This is a genomic window from Flammeovirga pectinis, assembly GCF_003970675.1.
Classification (GTDB): domain Bacteria; phylum Bacteroidota; class Bacteroidia; order Cytophagales; family Flammeovirgaceae; genus Flammeovirga; species Flammeovirga pectinis.
Window position 1 is genome coordinate 1,891,741 of the sequence record NZ_CP034562.1, and the last position, 13,514, is coordinate 1,905,254.

10 protein-coding genes are annotated in these 13,514 nt (G+C 32.1%); 8 read left to right on the forward strand and 2 right to left on the reverse strand.

Annotation, left to right across the window (positions count from 1 at the left end; translation table 11 throughout):
• Positions 1 to 61: 61 nt before the first annotated feature.
• The 3 genes from EI427_RS07540 (at position 62) to EI427_RS07550 (ending at position 2,528) form a co-directional block, all read left to right on the forward strand.
• Positions 62 to 898, forward strand: a complete 837-nt coding sequence (locus EI427_RS07540; protein WP_126613289.1) for an XRE family transcriptional regulator — start codon at positions 62 to 64, stop codon at positions 896 to 898.
• 109 nt (positions 899 to 1,007) lie between these two features.
• A complete protein-coding gene (locus EI427_RS07545) occupies positions 1,008 to 1,520 on the forward strand; it encodes a DUF4924 family protein (protein WP_126613291.1) in 513 nt (170 codons plus the stop codon).
• 99 nt (positions 1,521 to 1,619) lie between these two features.
• Positions 1,620 to 2,528 (forward strand): NUMOD4 motif-containing HNH endonuclease, encoded by a 909-nt coding sequence (locus EI427_RS07550; RefSeq protein WP_126613293.1) that lies wholly within the window; start codon positions 1,620 to 1,622, stop codon positions 2,526 to 2,528.
• A gap of 47 nt (positions 2,529 to 2,575) precedes the next feature.
• Here the strand turns inward: EI427_RS07550 and EI427_RS07555 are convergent, their stop codons facing one another.
• Together EI427_RS07555 and EI427_RS07560 are read right to left on the reverse strand one after the other, a co-directional pair.
• Positions 2,576 to 3,736 carry a homogentisate 1,2-dioxygenase gene (locus tag EI427_RS07555; protein WP_126613295.1) on the reverse strand — a complete coding sequence of 387 codons (1,161 nt, stop codon included), beginning with the start codon at positions 3,734 to 3,736 and terminating at the stop codon, positions 2,576 to 2,578.
• 77 nt (positions 3,737 to 3,813) lie between these two features.
• A complete protein-coding gene (locus EI427_RS07560; RefSeq protein WP_126613297.1) occupies positions 3,814 to 6,048 on the reverse strand; it encodes an APC family permease in 2,235 nt (744 codons plus the stop codon).
• A gap of 264 nt (positions 6,049 to 6,312) precedes the next feature.
• Here EI427_RS07560 and EI427_RS07565 point away from each other — a divergent pair, with 264 nt between their 5' ends.
• From EI427_RS07565 to EI427_RS07580, 5 genes are all read left to right on the forward strand, one after another.
• Positions 6,313 to 7,854 (forward strand): AbgT family transporter, encoded by a 1,542-nt coding sequence (locus tag EI427_RS07565; protein ID WP_126613299.1) that lies wholly within the window; start codon positions 6,313 to 6,315, stop codon positions 7,852 to 7,854.
• Positions 7,855 to 8,117: 263 nt separating this feature from the next.
• Complete coding sequence (locus EI427_RS07570; protein ID WP_126613301.1) at positions 8,118 to 9,032, forward strand: DUF2911 domain-containing protein; 915 nt, start codon at positions 8,118 to 8,120, stop codon at positions 9,030 to 9,032.
• Between the two features lie 82 nt (positions 9,033 to 9,114).
• The gene (locus tag EI427_RS07575) at positions 9,115 to 11,625 is read left to right on the forward strand and encodes a PIG-L family deacetylase (RefSeq protein ID WP_126613303.1); all 2,511 of its coding nucleotides are present in this window, start codon (positions 9,115 to 9,117) and stop codon (positions 11,623 to 11,625) included.
• A 1-nt stretch (position 11,626) separates the two neighbouring features.
• Positions 11,627 to 11,749 carry a hypothetical protein gene (locus EI427_RS26320; protein WP_260412348.1) on the forward strand — a complete coding sequence of 41 codons (123 nt, stop codon included), beginning with the start codon at positions 11,627 to 11,629 and terminating at the stop codon, positions 11,747 to 11,749.
• Positions 11,750 to 11,754: 5 nt separating this feature from the next.
• Complete coding sequence (locus EI427_RS07580; RefSeq protein ID WP_126613305.1) at positions 11,755 to 13,443, forward strand: sodium:solute symporter; 1,689 nt, start codon at positions 11,755 to 11,757, stop codon at positions 13,441 to 13,443.
• Positions 13,444 to 13,514 lie beyond the last annotated feature (71 nt).

Genomic DNA, 13,514 nt, shown 5'->3' on the forward strand with positions numbered 1-13,514 from the left:
TAATGTTTAATATTATAATTTGTCAAAAATATTAGTATTCCCTCGTATAAAAAATTATCATATGTCGAAAGAAATCACAAAATTTGGCCAAAACCTAAGGTTTTTAAGACTACAACATAAACCCAAATTAAGCCAGACTGACTTAGGAACTTCTCTAAGTACAGCTGACGATAACGTTTCAAGAAGTGCTATTTCATCGTATGAAGATGGCCGAGCTGAACCTAATTATAAAAGATTAGAAAAAATATCAACTTTTTTTGATATTCCCATAGATCAAATCCTAACGCAAGAGTTAGATAAATTAGATAAATTAAGCATTCTAAAAAAAGAGAATGTAAATGATCATACATCAGGAAAAGACCTAAGGATTCTTGCTATTCCTATGGATAAGGATAAAGATGAAGAAAACATCGTTTTTATTCCTGAAAAAGCAAGAGCAGGATATGCTTCTGGATATTCTGATATCGGTTTCTTTAAAAACTTACCAAAATACACGCTCCCGTTCCTTCCAAAAGGCAAAACGTATAGAGCTTTTGAAATAAGTGGAGATTCTATGCCTCCTTTAAATGAAGGAACAATTATTATTGGAGAATACATTGATGATTGGAACGATATTAAAGAAGGAACAGTCTGTATTGTAACTACAAGAAATGATGGTTTCGTTCTTAAAAAAGTTTACAATAACATTACAAATAACAATAGTTTTATTCTGAAGTCTACTAACTTACGTTACTCTCCTTATGAAGTAGATGTACATGATGTAAGGGAAGTTTGGCGCTTAGTTGCCCATATTTCTAAAGAGTTTCCAGATAACGAAGAAGCCAATTCTCTCACCGAAATGCAGGAAGCTATTTGGAGGCTCGATAAAGAGGTGCTAAATATGAAACGAAAAAATTAAAGAAATACATAAATATTTAAAGGGAAATACTTGTTTTATCAGGTGTTTCCCTTTTACATTTGCTGCACATAACGAAACTTAGCGTTATGCTAAAGATTTAATTAAGGACATGGTAATTGCTGATCAAAAGAAAGAGCAAAATATTTGTGAGTATATTATTTATATTTACCAATCTGAAGAATTATTACGAGCATTTGATTTCAATTTTAAGGATATTGAGGAATACGTAATAAATCATATTTCAAAACTTTCTAAACAGGAAAGAAAAGATGTTCTTCAATGGCATAAAGAACTACACACTTTAATGCAGGAAGAAGACGTAACTAAAGAAGGGCATTGCTCACTTGCTCAAAATGAAGTTGATAAAATAACAAAGCTTCATGATGATCTAATAGTTAATGATGAGGAGTATCAAAAAAGATACGAAATAGCTAAACCTCATATAAATAATAACTTAAAAATAGCAGATGGATTAATCACAAATCCAATCCAAATTTGCATAAATGGGATTTTTGGTTTATTATTACTCAGAACAAGAGGAAAAAAGATAGACGAACCAACACAAAAGATTCTTAACTCATTTGGTGACGTTTTATCGTATTTAGCTTTCAAAACAAAATAATATTATCATTAACTGTTTGATCAATATTAAATAAAGCCATCCTATTGGTAATCTAAAAAATACTACGGTTTTCAAACTATCTAAAATAGACAAAACAAAATGGAAATTACTTCACCCGAAACCAAAACTTCAGAAATTTGGGCAGAATTGCCTTTTACTGACAAAAAATACGAAATAAGCAATCACGGAAGAGTTAAATCTTATGCTCGTTCTCAAAAAGGAGAATTAATTAAAGGCAGAGATATTGGAGGTGGTTATCTTTCTATTGATTGTAAAGTGGAAGGCAAAAAGAAATCTTTTTATGTACACAGACTTGTTGCAGAATTATATCTTGATAAACCAACTGAAGAAGGTCAAATTGTAATTCATAAAGACGGTAATAAATCAAACAACGAATTTATTAACCTTGAGTGGTGCACTTTAAAAACTCGATTTGCTACAAAAAGAAAATACATTCCTGATTATTCTGAGAAATTTGTTAAAAGCTGTAAGGCTTCTAAGAAAACAACAGAAAAACCAATGGATGGTCATGAGTATTACAAATATAAAAACAAATATCACAGAATCTCAGACAATGGTTCTTGCCTATTTATTAGAGTTAATGAAGATGGTAAATGGAAATCTTTGGCAATTGCAGAAGTGATATTAAGAGATTTATCTAAATTAAAACCTTCTAAGGCTCACAAATTAGCCTACAGAGATTGGGATTATAAGAATCTAAACCCTGTAAACTTATTCTGGGAGACTCAAGCTGATAAATCAACTCGATTACTAGAACAAAGACCTTTACAATTGGATCGAATTCGTAAAATGGGTCAATCACATAGAAAAGAGATTGCTCAGAGAAAGAAAGATCTAATCAAAAAATATTTAGATGAAGGAAAAAGTATTGCAAAAATCAGTAGACTATTAAATATAGGCTACACTCGTTTATATAATTATATAAATGAAAATGATTTATCTGCAATTACTCAATACTCCAAAAAAGAAGAGTCAATAATTGACTAATCAAATAAAAAATGGCTGACAATTTTCATTGTCAGCCATTTCTTTTATTACTCATTCCAACTAAATGGATAATCTACGTCTAAATATTCCTTTGCCTTATCTGTTATAAAAAGAGGGGAAAAGGTATCTATCATTACAGCATACTCTTCAGTTCCTTTCTTCCCAATACTTTTTTCTACTGTCCCAGGGTGTGGTCCATGAGGTATCCCTCCAGGATGTAAAGTAAAAGCCCCTTGTTTAATTCCTTTCCTACTCATAAATTCTCCTTCTGTATAAAATAACACTTCATCAGAATCTATGTTCGAATGATTGTATGGAGCTGGTATACTCTGTGGATGATAATCAAATAATCTTGGAACAAAAGAGCAAACAACAAACGCTCCTCTTGCCTGAAATGTTTGATGCACTGGAGGCGGTTGATGTATTCTTCCTGTTATTGGTTCAAAATCATATATTGAAAATGTATACGGATATAAGAAACCATCCCATCCTATAACATCGAGTGGATCGTTTTCATAAAAATAGGTATTAAGATAATTATCTTTCTTAATAAACATTTTGTACTCCTCTTCTGAATGTGTTTTCGGTAAATGTGTAGGGGGATGTAAATCTCTTTCACAATATGGAGAATGCTCTAATAATTGCCCCAACTCATTTCTATATCTTCCAACTGTTTCTATTGGAGCCTTTGACTCAACAATTAGAAATTTACATTTCTCTGAACTTTTTACTTTATAAATAGTAGTTCTAGGTATAACAATGTAATCCCCTTTTTTAAATGGTAATACACCAAATTGAGAGTATAACTCTCCCCTGCCTTCATAGCAATAGATTAACTCGTCTCCATCTGCGTTCTTAAAAAATGAATTAGATTGAAGACTTTCTGGATAACAAATTGAAATTACAGTTTCCTTATTTGCCATTAAAGGTATCCTGGCATCAATAAAAGATTGCCCAGTTATGTAAACTTCAGATGTCTTTAGATGTGTCATCTTTAAGCCGTACTCCTTATCTAAATTATACCCATATGGAATACGTCCCCCTATAGCTTTTACTTTAGTTGGCGGTATTTTATGATAAATATTTGAATAGATACCTGAAAATCCTAAAGAGCTGACTAATTCTTCATGATACAAAGAACCATCTTCCTGTCTAAACTGAGTGTGTCGTTTAGGCGGAATTTTCCCAAGTCGATAATAGTAAGTCATGGTTGGTGGTGTTTATATAGTGTTTATGGTATTATGGTAGAGTGACTAGCAAGAACTAATCACTCTATAGTATCAATTTACGAAATATCTTTTCTTTTTGCAGTATGTATAAATAATACATCTCCAATATCGTCGTATCCGTAAAATACTTGCTCATTTATTTTCTTAGCTGCTTCTAATCTTAATCCAATAATAGTCAAATCAGCATCTTGAGATGTACTATTAATTACGGTTTTCATGTCTACATTATCTGCTCTCGAAATTAACCTAACATTGTTTTTCGAAATTGGTAATCGACCCGTTTTAATTAAGTTTAAAATTTGTTCTCTTCTACTTTCTAATTCCGCATCTGGGAAACACGCTAACAAAGTAATTTTAGCCTTATTCCATTCTGGGTGACCAATAATAATGAATGCAAGAAGAATCATTAAATTGGCATTTTCTAAATCTTTTGGCGTTAACCAAATGTGGATTTCTGTTTTATATCCAAAATTTCTTTCATCTGATCCTAATACACAGATATCGTTACCTGTTACAGACATCAATTTAAAATTATCAATAAGTTGTTTTAAACCATCGTCTGGATTGTTTTTAGAAAACTCAAACATCAGCATATTATTTTCTTTACCCGCAACACTTGGTAATTGTATCACTTGAGCAATTACTGATGTCATAGATGGACTAATCATTGTATCCAAATATACTTTTGAGTCACTAGCTTCAGAAATCTTAATTAATCGTTCTAAATCCTTTTGGGCATTTTTATTTGTCTCTTTAGAGAGATAACCATCAATTAAGTGTATGTATGTTGCAAAGCCATATTTATGTGCAATCCATTTCACTAAGTTAAATGCAGAAAAACGTTTAAAAGTATTTCTACTCACACAAACTACCGCAGGTCTCCAATGATCTTCGACATCATCCTTTTCTGTTTTTTGCAAGAAAATTTGAAACTGTCTACTTAACTGAAAAATTACACCTTGAAAAATTGCTTTCAAACCTTCTTTGTTTGGTGTAAAATGTCTCACCATTTGATAAAGAAGTGCCATGAATACTAAAGCAATAAAAGTGTATACAACAGATATTTTAAACATTAAGTATAAACACATTAAAGCTCCAACTAAAGAGATAATTGGTTTTGATTTAAATACAGGTCTATATGCTGGGTCTGAAGCAAAATGTTCTAAGAATGAAATTAAACAGATCGCTCCATAAGTAACCATAAAGAACATTGTAATAATCTGAGCAACAATATCAATATCACCAATTAGCACAAAAATTATTGTAACTACTGATGTTAATAAAGAAGCATGCAAAGGTTCACCCGAATCTTTTTTCACAAAACCTAGCCATTGATTTAAAGAAGAGTTTGGGAGTACCTCATCTTCTGCAATAGCTTGTAAAGTTCTTGGTGCAACTAATATAGATCCAATAGCAGATGATAAAGCAGCAGCACCTAATCCTATAGGAATCATTGGTCCCCATATAGAAATATCAGTCATTATAAGTGGATCTCCCGCAAGGTCTTCTAAAGAAGCAGAAATTGATAATTTATATGCAACTAACATATAAACCACCATTCCGAAGATACCTGCTAACATTGTACCGATTGGAATTGATCTTTCTGGCGATTTTAAATCACCTGACAAACCTACGCCAGCAGCAATCCCTGTAAAGGCAGGGAAACAAATTGCTAATACTTTAAAAAAATTATCTCCACCTTCTATATGTCCACTCCAATTAATTTTATCTAAATTCTGAGAAAACTCTGTAGTCCCAATAAAAAAAGAAATCAATGAAAGGAATAAAATACCAACAACAATATATAATGTTCTAATGCCTAAATCGGCTCCTTTGTAAATTACTAAGGCTATTAAACCAACAGTACAAGGAATGGTGATAAATCTAAGATTGATATCTTGTAGACCATATGGTTCTAATAAAGGGAACAAAGGTCTAAATGCTTCTGCAAATGCAATAATATAAAACGCGGTACTAATAGCTTGAGATAAATACAATGAAATGCCTATTGAACCTCCTATCGTTATTCCGAAAGAACGTGATATAATATAGTAAACACCTCCACCTTGTACTTTTTGATTTGTGGCAATTTCTGATATTGCCATTGCTGTAGGTATAGTAACTAAGTGACCTACCAATACCATTGAAAATGCTGATAATAAGCCAAGGTTAGATACTGCATAGCCAAACCTTAAAAATAAGATTGCACCAAGTATAGTACTAATTGATGTGAAAAAAACGGGAGCAGTTCCAAATCCTTTTTGATTCGACTTATCTAAAGAAGATGCCATATACTGATTTTAGTACCTAAATATTAGAAATATAAAAAAATTAACTTGTAGCTATTAAAGTACAAATACGATAATTAAACCAAGTTATATAATACAGTTTAAAAAACTTTAATAGCTTAAGTATAAAATTTATGCTATTAACCACCAAATTAACAAACGATATTGAAAGAACAAGTATGAAATTAAAATCTCTATCTTATTTTTGAGGCTGAAAAATCATACTATACTAAATAAACACATTTATTCTAACCATTTTAATTTATAATGAATAGCTCAAGTAGCCAACAAAAAAAAAGCATGATAGATCGTTTTCTCGGTTTTGTAGAGAAAATTGGTAATGCTCTTCCTCACCCTGCCACTTTGTTTGCAGGTTTTGCCTTTGGAGTCGTAATTCTATCATGGGTATTCTCTCTGACAGGTTTATCAGTTCAACACCCTGGTACAGGAGAAACAATTACTGTTGTCAATTTAATTTCGCAAGATGGCATTTATTTAATGCTTACTAAACTTGTAAAAAACTTTACAAACTTTGCTCCTCTAGGCGTTGTTTTAGTTGCAATGCTAGGTATTGGTATTGCTGAAGGTAGTGGACTAATTGGCACATTAATTAGAATATTGGTTTTAAAATCACCTAAATCAATTATTACATTTGTAGTTGTATTTGCTGGTGTATTATCTAATACAGCTAGTGAAGTAGGATATGTTCTTCTGGTACCCCTATCTGCAATTATATTCTTAGCTTTTGGTAAACATCCACTTGCTGGCTTAGCTGCTGCTTTTGCAGGTGTATCTGGCGGATATTCTGCTAATTTACTATTAGGTACAATTGATCCTTTATTACAAGGAATTTCACAAGAAGCTGCTCAAATTATTGATCCAGCTTATTCTATAAATGCAGCATGTAATTATTACTTCATGTTTGTATCAACATTTTTTATTGGGATAGCAGGTACTATTGTTACCGAAAAAATTGTAATTCCAAGACTTGGCGAATACAAAGGAGATGAAGTTGCTGAAGATATACACCCTTTAACAAAACTTGAAAAAAGGGGTTTAATATATGCAGGTATTGCGGCTTTAATATTAACTATATTTATTCTAGTAGGTATTATTCCAGAGAATGGATATTTAAGATATAGTGCAGATCCTGAGGATATATTTAAGTCTGCCTTAATGAAGGGTATTGTTTCTTGGATTTTTATTATTGCAGCAGTTTGTGGTATTGCTTACGGAAAAGGTTCGGGAACTTTCAAAAATGATGCTGATATAATGAAAGGCATGGGTAAATCGATGGAGACTATGAGTAGTTATATCGTACTTGTGTTTTTTGCAGCTCAATTTGTAGCTTATTTCAAATGGACTAATCTAGGTTTGATCTGTGCTGTAAAAGGTGCTCAGTTTTTAGAAACTATTGGGTTAGACAAAATGCCGTTATTAATTTGTTTCATATTCTTAGCAGCATTAATTAATCTAGTTATGGGTAGTGCTTCTGCTAAATGGACATTAATGGCACCTGTTTTTATTCCAATGTTTATGTTAGTGGGTATTTCTCCAGAGTTAACGCAGGTAGCTTACCGTATTGGAGATAGTGTAACAAATATCATCTCTCCTATGATGTCTTATTTTGCACTAATCGTTGCATTTATTCAGAGGTACGATAAAAATGCAGGTATAGGGACCGTTATTGCAACTATGCTCCCTTATTCTATTGCTTTCTTAATTGTTTGGGTGGTTTTAATGGCAATTTGGTTAATGCTAGGGCTTCCTATTGGACCAAATTCACCGTTACATTATATCCCAAATTAAATATATTGTTAATAATATCCAATAGACTATTTATACTGTAAATGAATAGTTATGTTTGCAAAGCAATCGAAAAGATTGCATGAGAAATAGTTAGTTTTTGGGTTAGCAAAAAGGTCTTGTTTTACGGGACCTTTTTGTATTTCAACCCTTTTTTTGTTTTTAAGAATTATTCAACTATTTATTTGAATAATTAAATACATTTCACTTTCTTTCAGCACTTTTTAGAATTGAATCTAAATTTTTATCACATAATACATCTAAACATGTTCAAAAAATCAATACTAACAATCCTTTCTGTTGTTTTTATTGCCCTTCAGGCAATTCAAGCACAAGAACTTCCTGCTCCTAGTCCAGCTGCAAGTGTTACTCAAAAAGTTGGTGTAACTGAAGTATCAATCAATTATTCTTCTCCTGCCGTAAAAGGACGTAAAGTCTTTGGTGAATTAGAAAAATATGGTACTACATGGAGAGCTGGTGCAAACGGACCAACGGCAATCACATTTAGTTCTAACGTAACAATTGGTGGTACTGAACTTGAAAAAGGTACGTATAACATTTTTGTTACTCCTCAAGAAAAAGGTGATTGGACTTTCCACTTTAATGGTAAAGGGAAAAGTATTTTTGCTTACAACAAAGATGGCAAACAAGATATGGATGCAATTAAAGCCGACGATGCTGCATCTGTAAATGTAAAAAGAGAAGATGCTCCTAAAAGAGAACGTCTTACTTACTTAATTGAAAGTATTTCTGACGAAGAAGGAAAAGTTTCTTTATGGTGGGATAACACTTTAGTTTCTTTCACTTTTACAGCACCTACTACTTCTTTATCAGAAGCTAACATTACTGCTGCAATCAAGAAAGCTGAAGGTGCATGGAGAACATATCAAAATGCTGCTAACTTTTATGCTCCTACTGATGTAGAAAAAGCTTTAAGCTTAATTGATCAATCTATTGCAGCTCGTCCAGACTATTTCTGGAACCAATGGACAAAAGCTAAAATTTTAGCTGGCCAAGAAAAATATGATGAAGCTTTAACTGCTGCAGTTTCTGCTAAAAATTCTGGTGATGCTAACCCTGATGGCACTTACAACTACTTTAAAGGTAGAGTTCAAGCTGACATTGAAGCATGGTTACCAAACGCTTCTAAAAAATGGAAGAAAGCAAATAAAAATATCTAAGCTTTAATTTTTTAAAGTTTGAGGCGTCCATAATTAATGGACGCCTTTTTATCTATTAAACCTTTTTGTATTACACCTCCTTATGAAATTTCTTAGATTAACACCCCTATTTATATTCATTACATCCATTCTGAGTTTTGGACAAACTCCTAAAAATGGACCAACTGATGTAGCTCAAATTATTCAAGATATCAACCACCTTAATACTTTAGGTAGTGTAATGTATTTTGCTGCTCATCCAGATGATGAAAACCAAAGAGTTATAGGTTATTTCGCAAGATACAAAGGGTATGAAACTGCATACACAGCTTTAACTCGTGGTGACGGTGGGCAAAATCTAATTGGTAAAGAAATTAGAGAAGGTTTAGGGATTTTAAGATCACAAGAACTTATTGAAGCTCGAAAAGTTGATGGTGGAAATCAATTTTTTAGTAGAGCAAATGATTTTGGATATTCTAAAAATCCAGAGGAAACATTATCTGTTTGGAATAAGGACCAAGTATTAGCAGATGCTGTTTGGAATATCAGAAAATTCAGACCAGATATTATTATTACTCGCTTTTCTCCTGATCGTGGAGGAAGAACACACGGGCATCATACTACTTCTGCTATTATTGCTGTTGAAGCTTTTAAAGCTGCTGCTGATCCAAAAATGTTCCCTGAACAATTAGAGTTCGTATCTGTTTGGCAACCTAAAAGGGTGATATGGAACACGAATACATGGTTCTTTAGAGGTAAAGGAGAATCTTTTGATCCAACAAAATACGTAAGTATTGAATGTGGAGAGTATATACCTGTTTTAGGAAAGTCTGTAGGAGAAATAGCAATGGCCGCTAGGTCAAAACATAAATGTCAAGGCTTTGGAGCTGAATTACAAAGAGGTTCAAATTCTGAATACTTTAAATTACTCGATGGTGACGAAATGCGTACCTCACCAATGGAAGGTGTAGATACGTCTTGGGAAAGAGTAGAAAACGCTGATAAAGTAGCAAAACTAATTAAGAAACTACAACAAGAATTTAACCCAACTCAGCCCAATTTAAGTATCAATACTTTAGTTGATATCAAAAAAGAACTCTCAATTTTAGATCAAAAAGACTATTGGGTTATTAAAAAGTCTAAAACTGTTGACAACTTAATTCTTCTCTGTTCTGGTATGTGGATTGAAGCTTTATCACCTACTGAAACTATTGCAGTTGGTGACTCCTTAAAAGTAGAAGTTTCTTCTATCAATAGATCTGCTACAAATATCGTTTTAAAAGAAATTAAATTTGGTCAATTATCAACATTAAAAGTTGATACTGCACTTACATACAACAGAGCATTAAAAATTACATCAACATTAAACATTCCTTCTGACTATGAAACCTCTCAACCTTATTGGTTAGTTGAGAAACCAACTAAAGGAATGTATGTTGTAAATGACCAACAAATGATTGGAAAACCTGAAAATGACTTTCCAATTCCTGTAACAATTGAGTATACAATAAACAATACTCCTATTTCTGTTACTACTAACATTTGGCATAAGAAAATTAACCCAGCAAAAGGAGAAAGATATATTCCTTTAGCTATTACACCTCCTGTTACACTTTTATTGGATCAGTCTGTTTGGATTTTTGGCGATAACAAACCAAAAACTGTAAACGTAGATGTTTTAGCACACACAGATAATTTTGAAGGTGATATTGAAGTGTGTATTCCAAAAGGTTGGAAAATTGAACCTGCTACCAAAAAAGTAACTTTAAAGAATGTTGGAGATAAAACTCAACTTAAATTTACTTTATACCCTTCTAAAAAAGACTCTGAAGGTCTAATAACTGCAATGATTAAGTCAAACGATGGAAAAACGTATATGGATGGCTTAATTGAAATTGATTACGATCATATTTATAAACAACGCTACTTTAAAGAGGCTACATCTAAAGTGATTAAACTTGAAATGGAAAAAGGTCTTGTGAAAAATATAGGTTATATCATGGGTGCTGGAGATGCAATTCCAGAATCTTTAGAGGCAGCAGGTTATAATGTTGAAATTCTTGATCAAGAAAACATTAAACTTGATAATATTAAAAAGTACGATGCAATAATAGTAGGTATCAGAGCTTATAATGTTCTTGAAAAAATGAGATACATTCAGCCTACTCTTTTAGAATACACATACAATGGCGGAACTGTTATAGTACAATACAATACTTCTTTCAGAGTTAAAGTTGATCAGATTGGTCCTTACCCTTTAAAACTATCAAGAGATAGAATTACGGTTGAAGAAAGCCCTGTTGAAATACTTGCTAAAAATCATAAATTAGTCACTTCACCAAACAAGATTACTTTAAAAGATTTTGATGGATGGGTACAAGAAAGAGGCTTGTACTATCCTAATGAATGGAGTGAGGAATATACAGCAGTTTTAAGAATGAAAGATCCTAATGAAAAACCAGTTGATGGTGCACTCATTGTTGCAGATTATGGTAAAGGTGCTTTTATCTACTCTGGAATTTCTTGGTTTAGAGAGTTACCTTATGGTGTTTCTGGAGCATATAGACTCTTTGCAAACTTATTAGATTACAAACCATCTACTAACAACAACTAATATGAAAAATGAAAACGAAAAGCCACCTGTAGGTAAATCTTGGAAACAACTATATTACATAGTTATTGGCGAGTTAATTTTATTAATTGGTTTATTTTCTTGGTTTTCTAACGCTTTCAATTAACAGGTATGAGTATTTTAGATTGGATTGTTTTATCAAGTACGTTAGCATTTATTGTTATCTATGGTATTTGGAAAACCCGACAACAACAAGATATTAAAAGCTATTTATTAGGTAACAAAGAAGCCAAATGGTTTACTGTTGCTTTATCAATAATGGCAACGCAGGCTAGTGCTATCACATTTCTTTCTGCACCAGGACAAGCTTTTGTTGACGGAATGAGGTTTGTACAGTTTTACTTTGGACTTCCTTTAGCTATGGTTGTTCTTTCAATAACTGTCGTTCCTATTTATCATAAGATGAATGTTTATACAGCTTATGAGTATTTAGAAAAAAGGTTTGATTTACCAACAAGAACATTTACAGCAATACTTTTTCTAACACAAAGAGGTCTTGCGGCAGGTTTTACAATATTTGCCCCATCACTTATCTTATCTTCTTTATTGGGGTGGGATATTAACCTTACAAATATTGGTATTGGTGTAATTGTAACAGCTTATACAGTAATTGGTGGCACCAAAGCGGTAAACCAGACGCAGAAATTACAAATGGCTGTTATTTTTATTGGAATGCTGCTGGCAGGGGTTTTAGTTGTACAGTTAATGCCTAATGAGATTTCATTTAATAATGCACTTCATATTGCTGGGGCTTCTGGTAAACTGAATGCTATTGATTTTAAATTTGACCCTAGTAGTAAGTATAATGTTTGGTCTGGATTAATTGGAGGTTTTTTCCTTGCAATGTCTTATTTCGGAACAGATCAATCTCAAGTTCAAAGATATTTATCTGGTAGTTCTATTGCACAAAGCAGGCTTGCATTATTATTTAATGGTATAATTAAAATACCAATGCAATTCTTGATTCTATTTATTGGGGCAATGGTCTATGTTTTCTACTTTTTCAACCCTGCTCCTGTTTTATTTAATACCGTTGCACTTGATCAAGTAAAAAACAAAGTTGAAAATTACTCTTCCCTTGAAGCTAATTATCAAGAGAAATTAAAAGAAAGATCAACTATTGCTTTTGAATATGCGACTGCCTTAGATGGTAATAATGAGCAACAAATTGCCAATACTAAATCATCTTTAATAAATGCAACATCAGAAGTAGAAAAAGCTAAAGGTGTTATTATTGATGAAGTAAATTTAAAAGCGCCAGAAATTGATACAAATGATACCAATTATATCTTTTTAGGGTTTGTTATTAATTATTTACCTCAAGGATTGATAGGTCTATTAATAGCTGTTATTTTATCTGCAAGTATGTCTTCTACTTCTTCAGAAATCAATGCTCTCGCTTCTACTAGTATTATTGATATCTATAAAAGAATCATTAAAAAAGACGGAAGTGACAAGCATTATTTATATGCTTCTAAGTTAGTTAGTATTGGTTGGGGTATTTATGCAATACTCTTTGCATCCTTTGCGAATAAGCTTGGGTCTTTAATTGAGGCAGTTAATATATTAGGTTCTTTAGTCTATGGAGTAATATTAGGGATATTTATGATTGCTTTTTACTTAAAACGTATAAATGCAAAACCAACATTTTATGCTGCAATTATTTCTGAGGGGATAATTATTTATCTCTTCTTGTTTACGGAAGTACCTTTCCTTTGGTACAATGTAATTGGTTGCTTATCAGTAATAATACTTGGGTTATTATTCTCTAAATTAATTCCAGATGAAACAGAAATATAAACAGATTGTAATAGATTAATTTAATAGAATATTCTATTTGAAAATATTGTAAGTAGAAAACAATACACTAC

Coding starts and splice junctions, on each gene's coding strand:
- EI427_RS07540 (WP_126613289.1), top strand. CDS start 62: ATGTCGAAAGAAATCACAAAATTTGGCCAAAACCTAAGGTTTTTAAGA.
- EI427_RS07545 (WP_126613291.1), top strand. CDS start 1,008: ATGGTAATTGCTGATCAAAAGAAAGAGCAAAATATTTGTGAGTATATT.
- EI427_RS07550 (WP_126613293.1), top strand. CDS start 1,620: ATGGAAATTACTTCACCCGAAACCAAAACTTCAGAAATTTGGGCAGAA.
- EI427_RS07555 (WP_126613295.1), bottom strand. CDS start 3,736: ATGACTTACTATTATCGACTTGGGAAAATTCCGCCTAAACGACACACT.
- EI427_RS07560 (WP_126613297.1), bottom strand. CDS start 6,048: ATGGCATCTTCTTTAGATAAGTCGAATCAAAAAGGATTTGGAACTGCT.
- EI427_RS07565 (WP_126613299.1), top strand. CDS start 6,313: ATGAATAGCTCAAGTAGCCAACAAAAAAAAAGCATGATAGATCGTTTT.
- EI427_RS07570 (WP_126613301.1), top strand. CDS start 8,118: ATGTTCAAAAAATCAATACTAACAATCCTTTCTGTTGTTTTTATTGCC.
- EI427_RS07575 (WP_126613303.1), top strand. CDS start 9,115: ATGAAATTTCTTAGATTAACACCCCTATTTATATTCATTACATCCATT.
- EI427_RS26320 (WP_260412348.1), top strand. CDS start 11,627: ATGAAAAATGAAAACGAAAAGCCACCTGTAGGTAAATCTTGGAAACAA.
- EI427_RS07580 (WP_126613305.1), top strand. CDS start 11,755: ATGAGTATTTTAGATTGGATTGTTTTATCAAGTACGTTAGCATTTATT.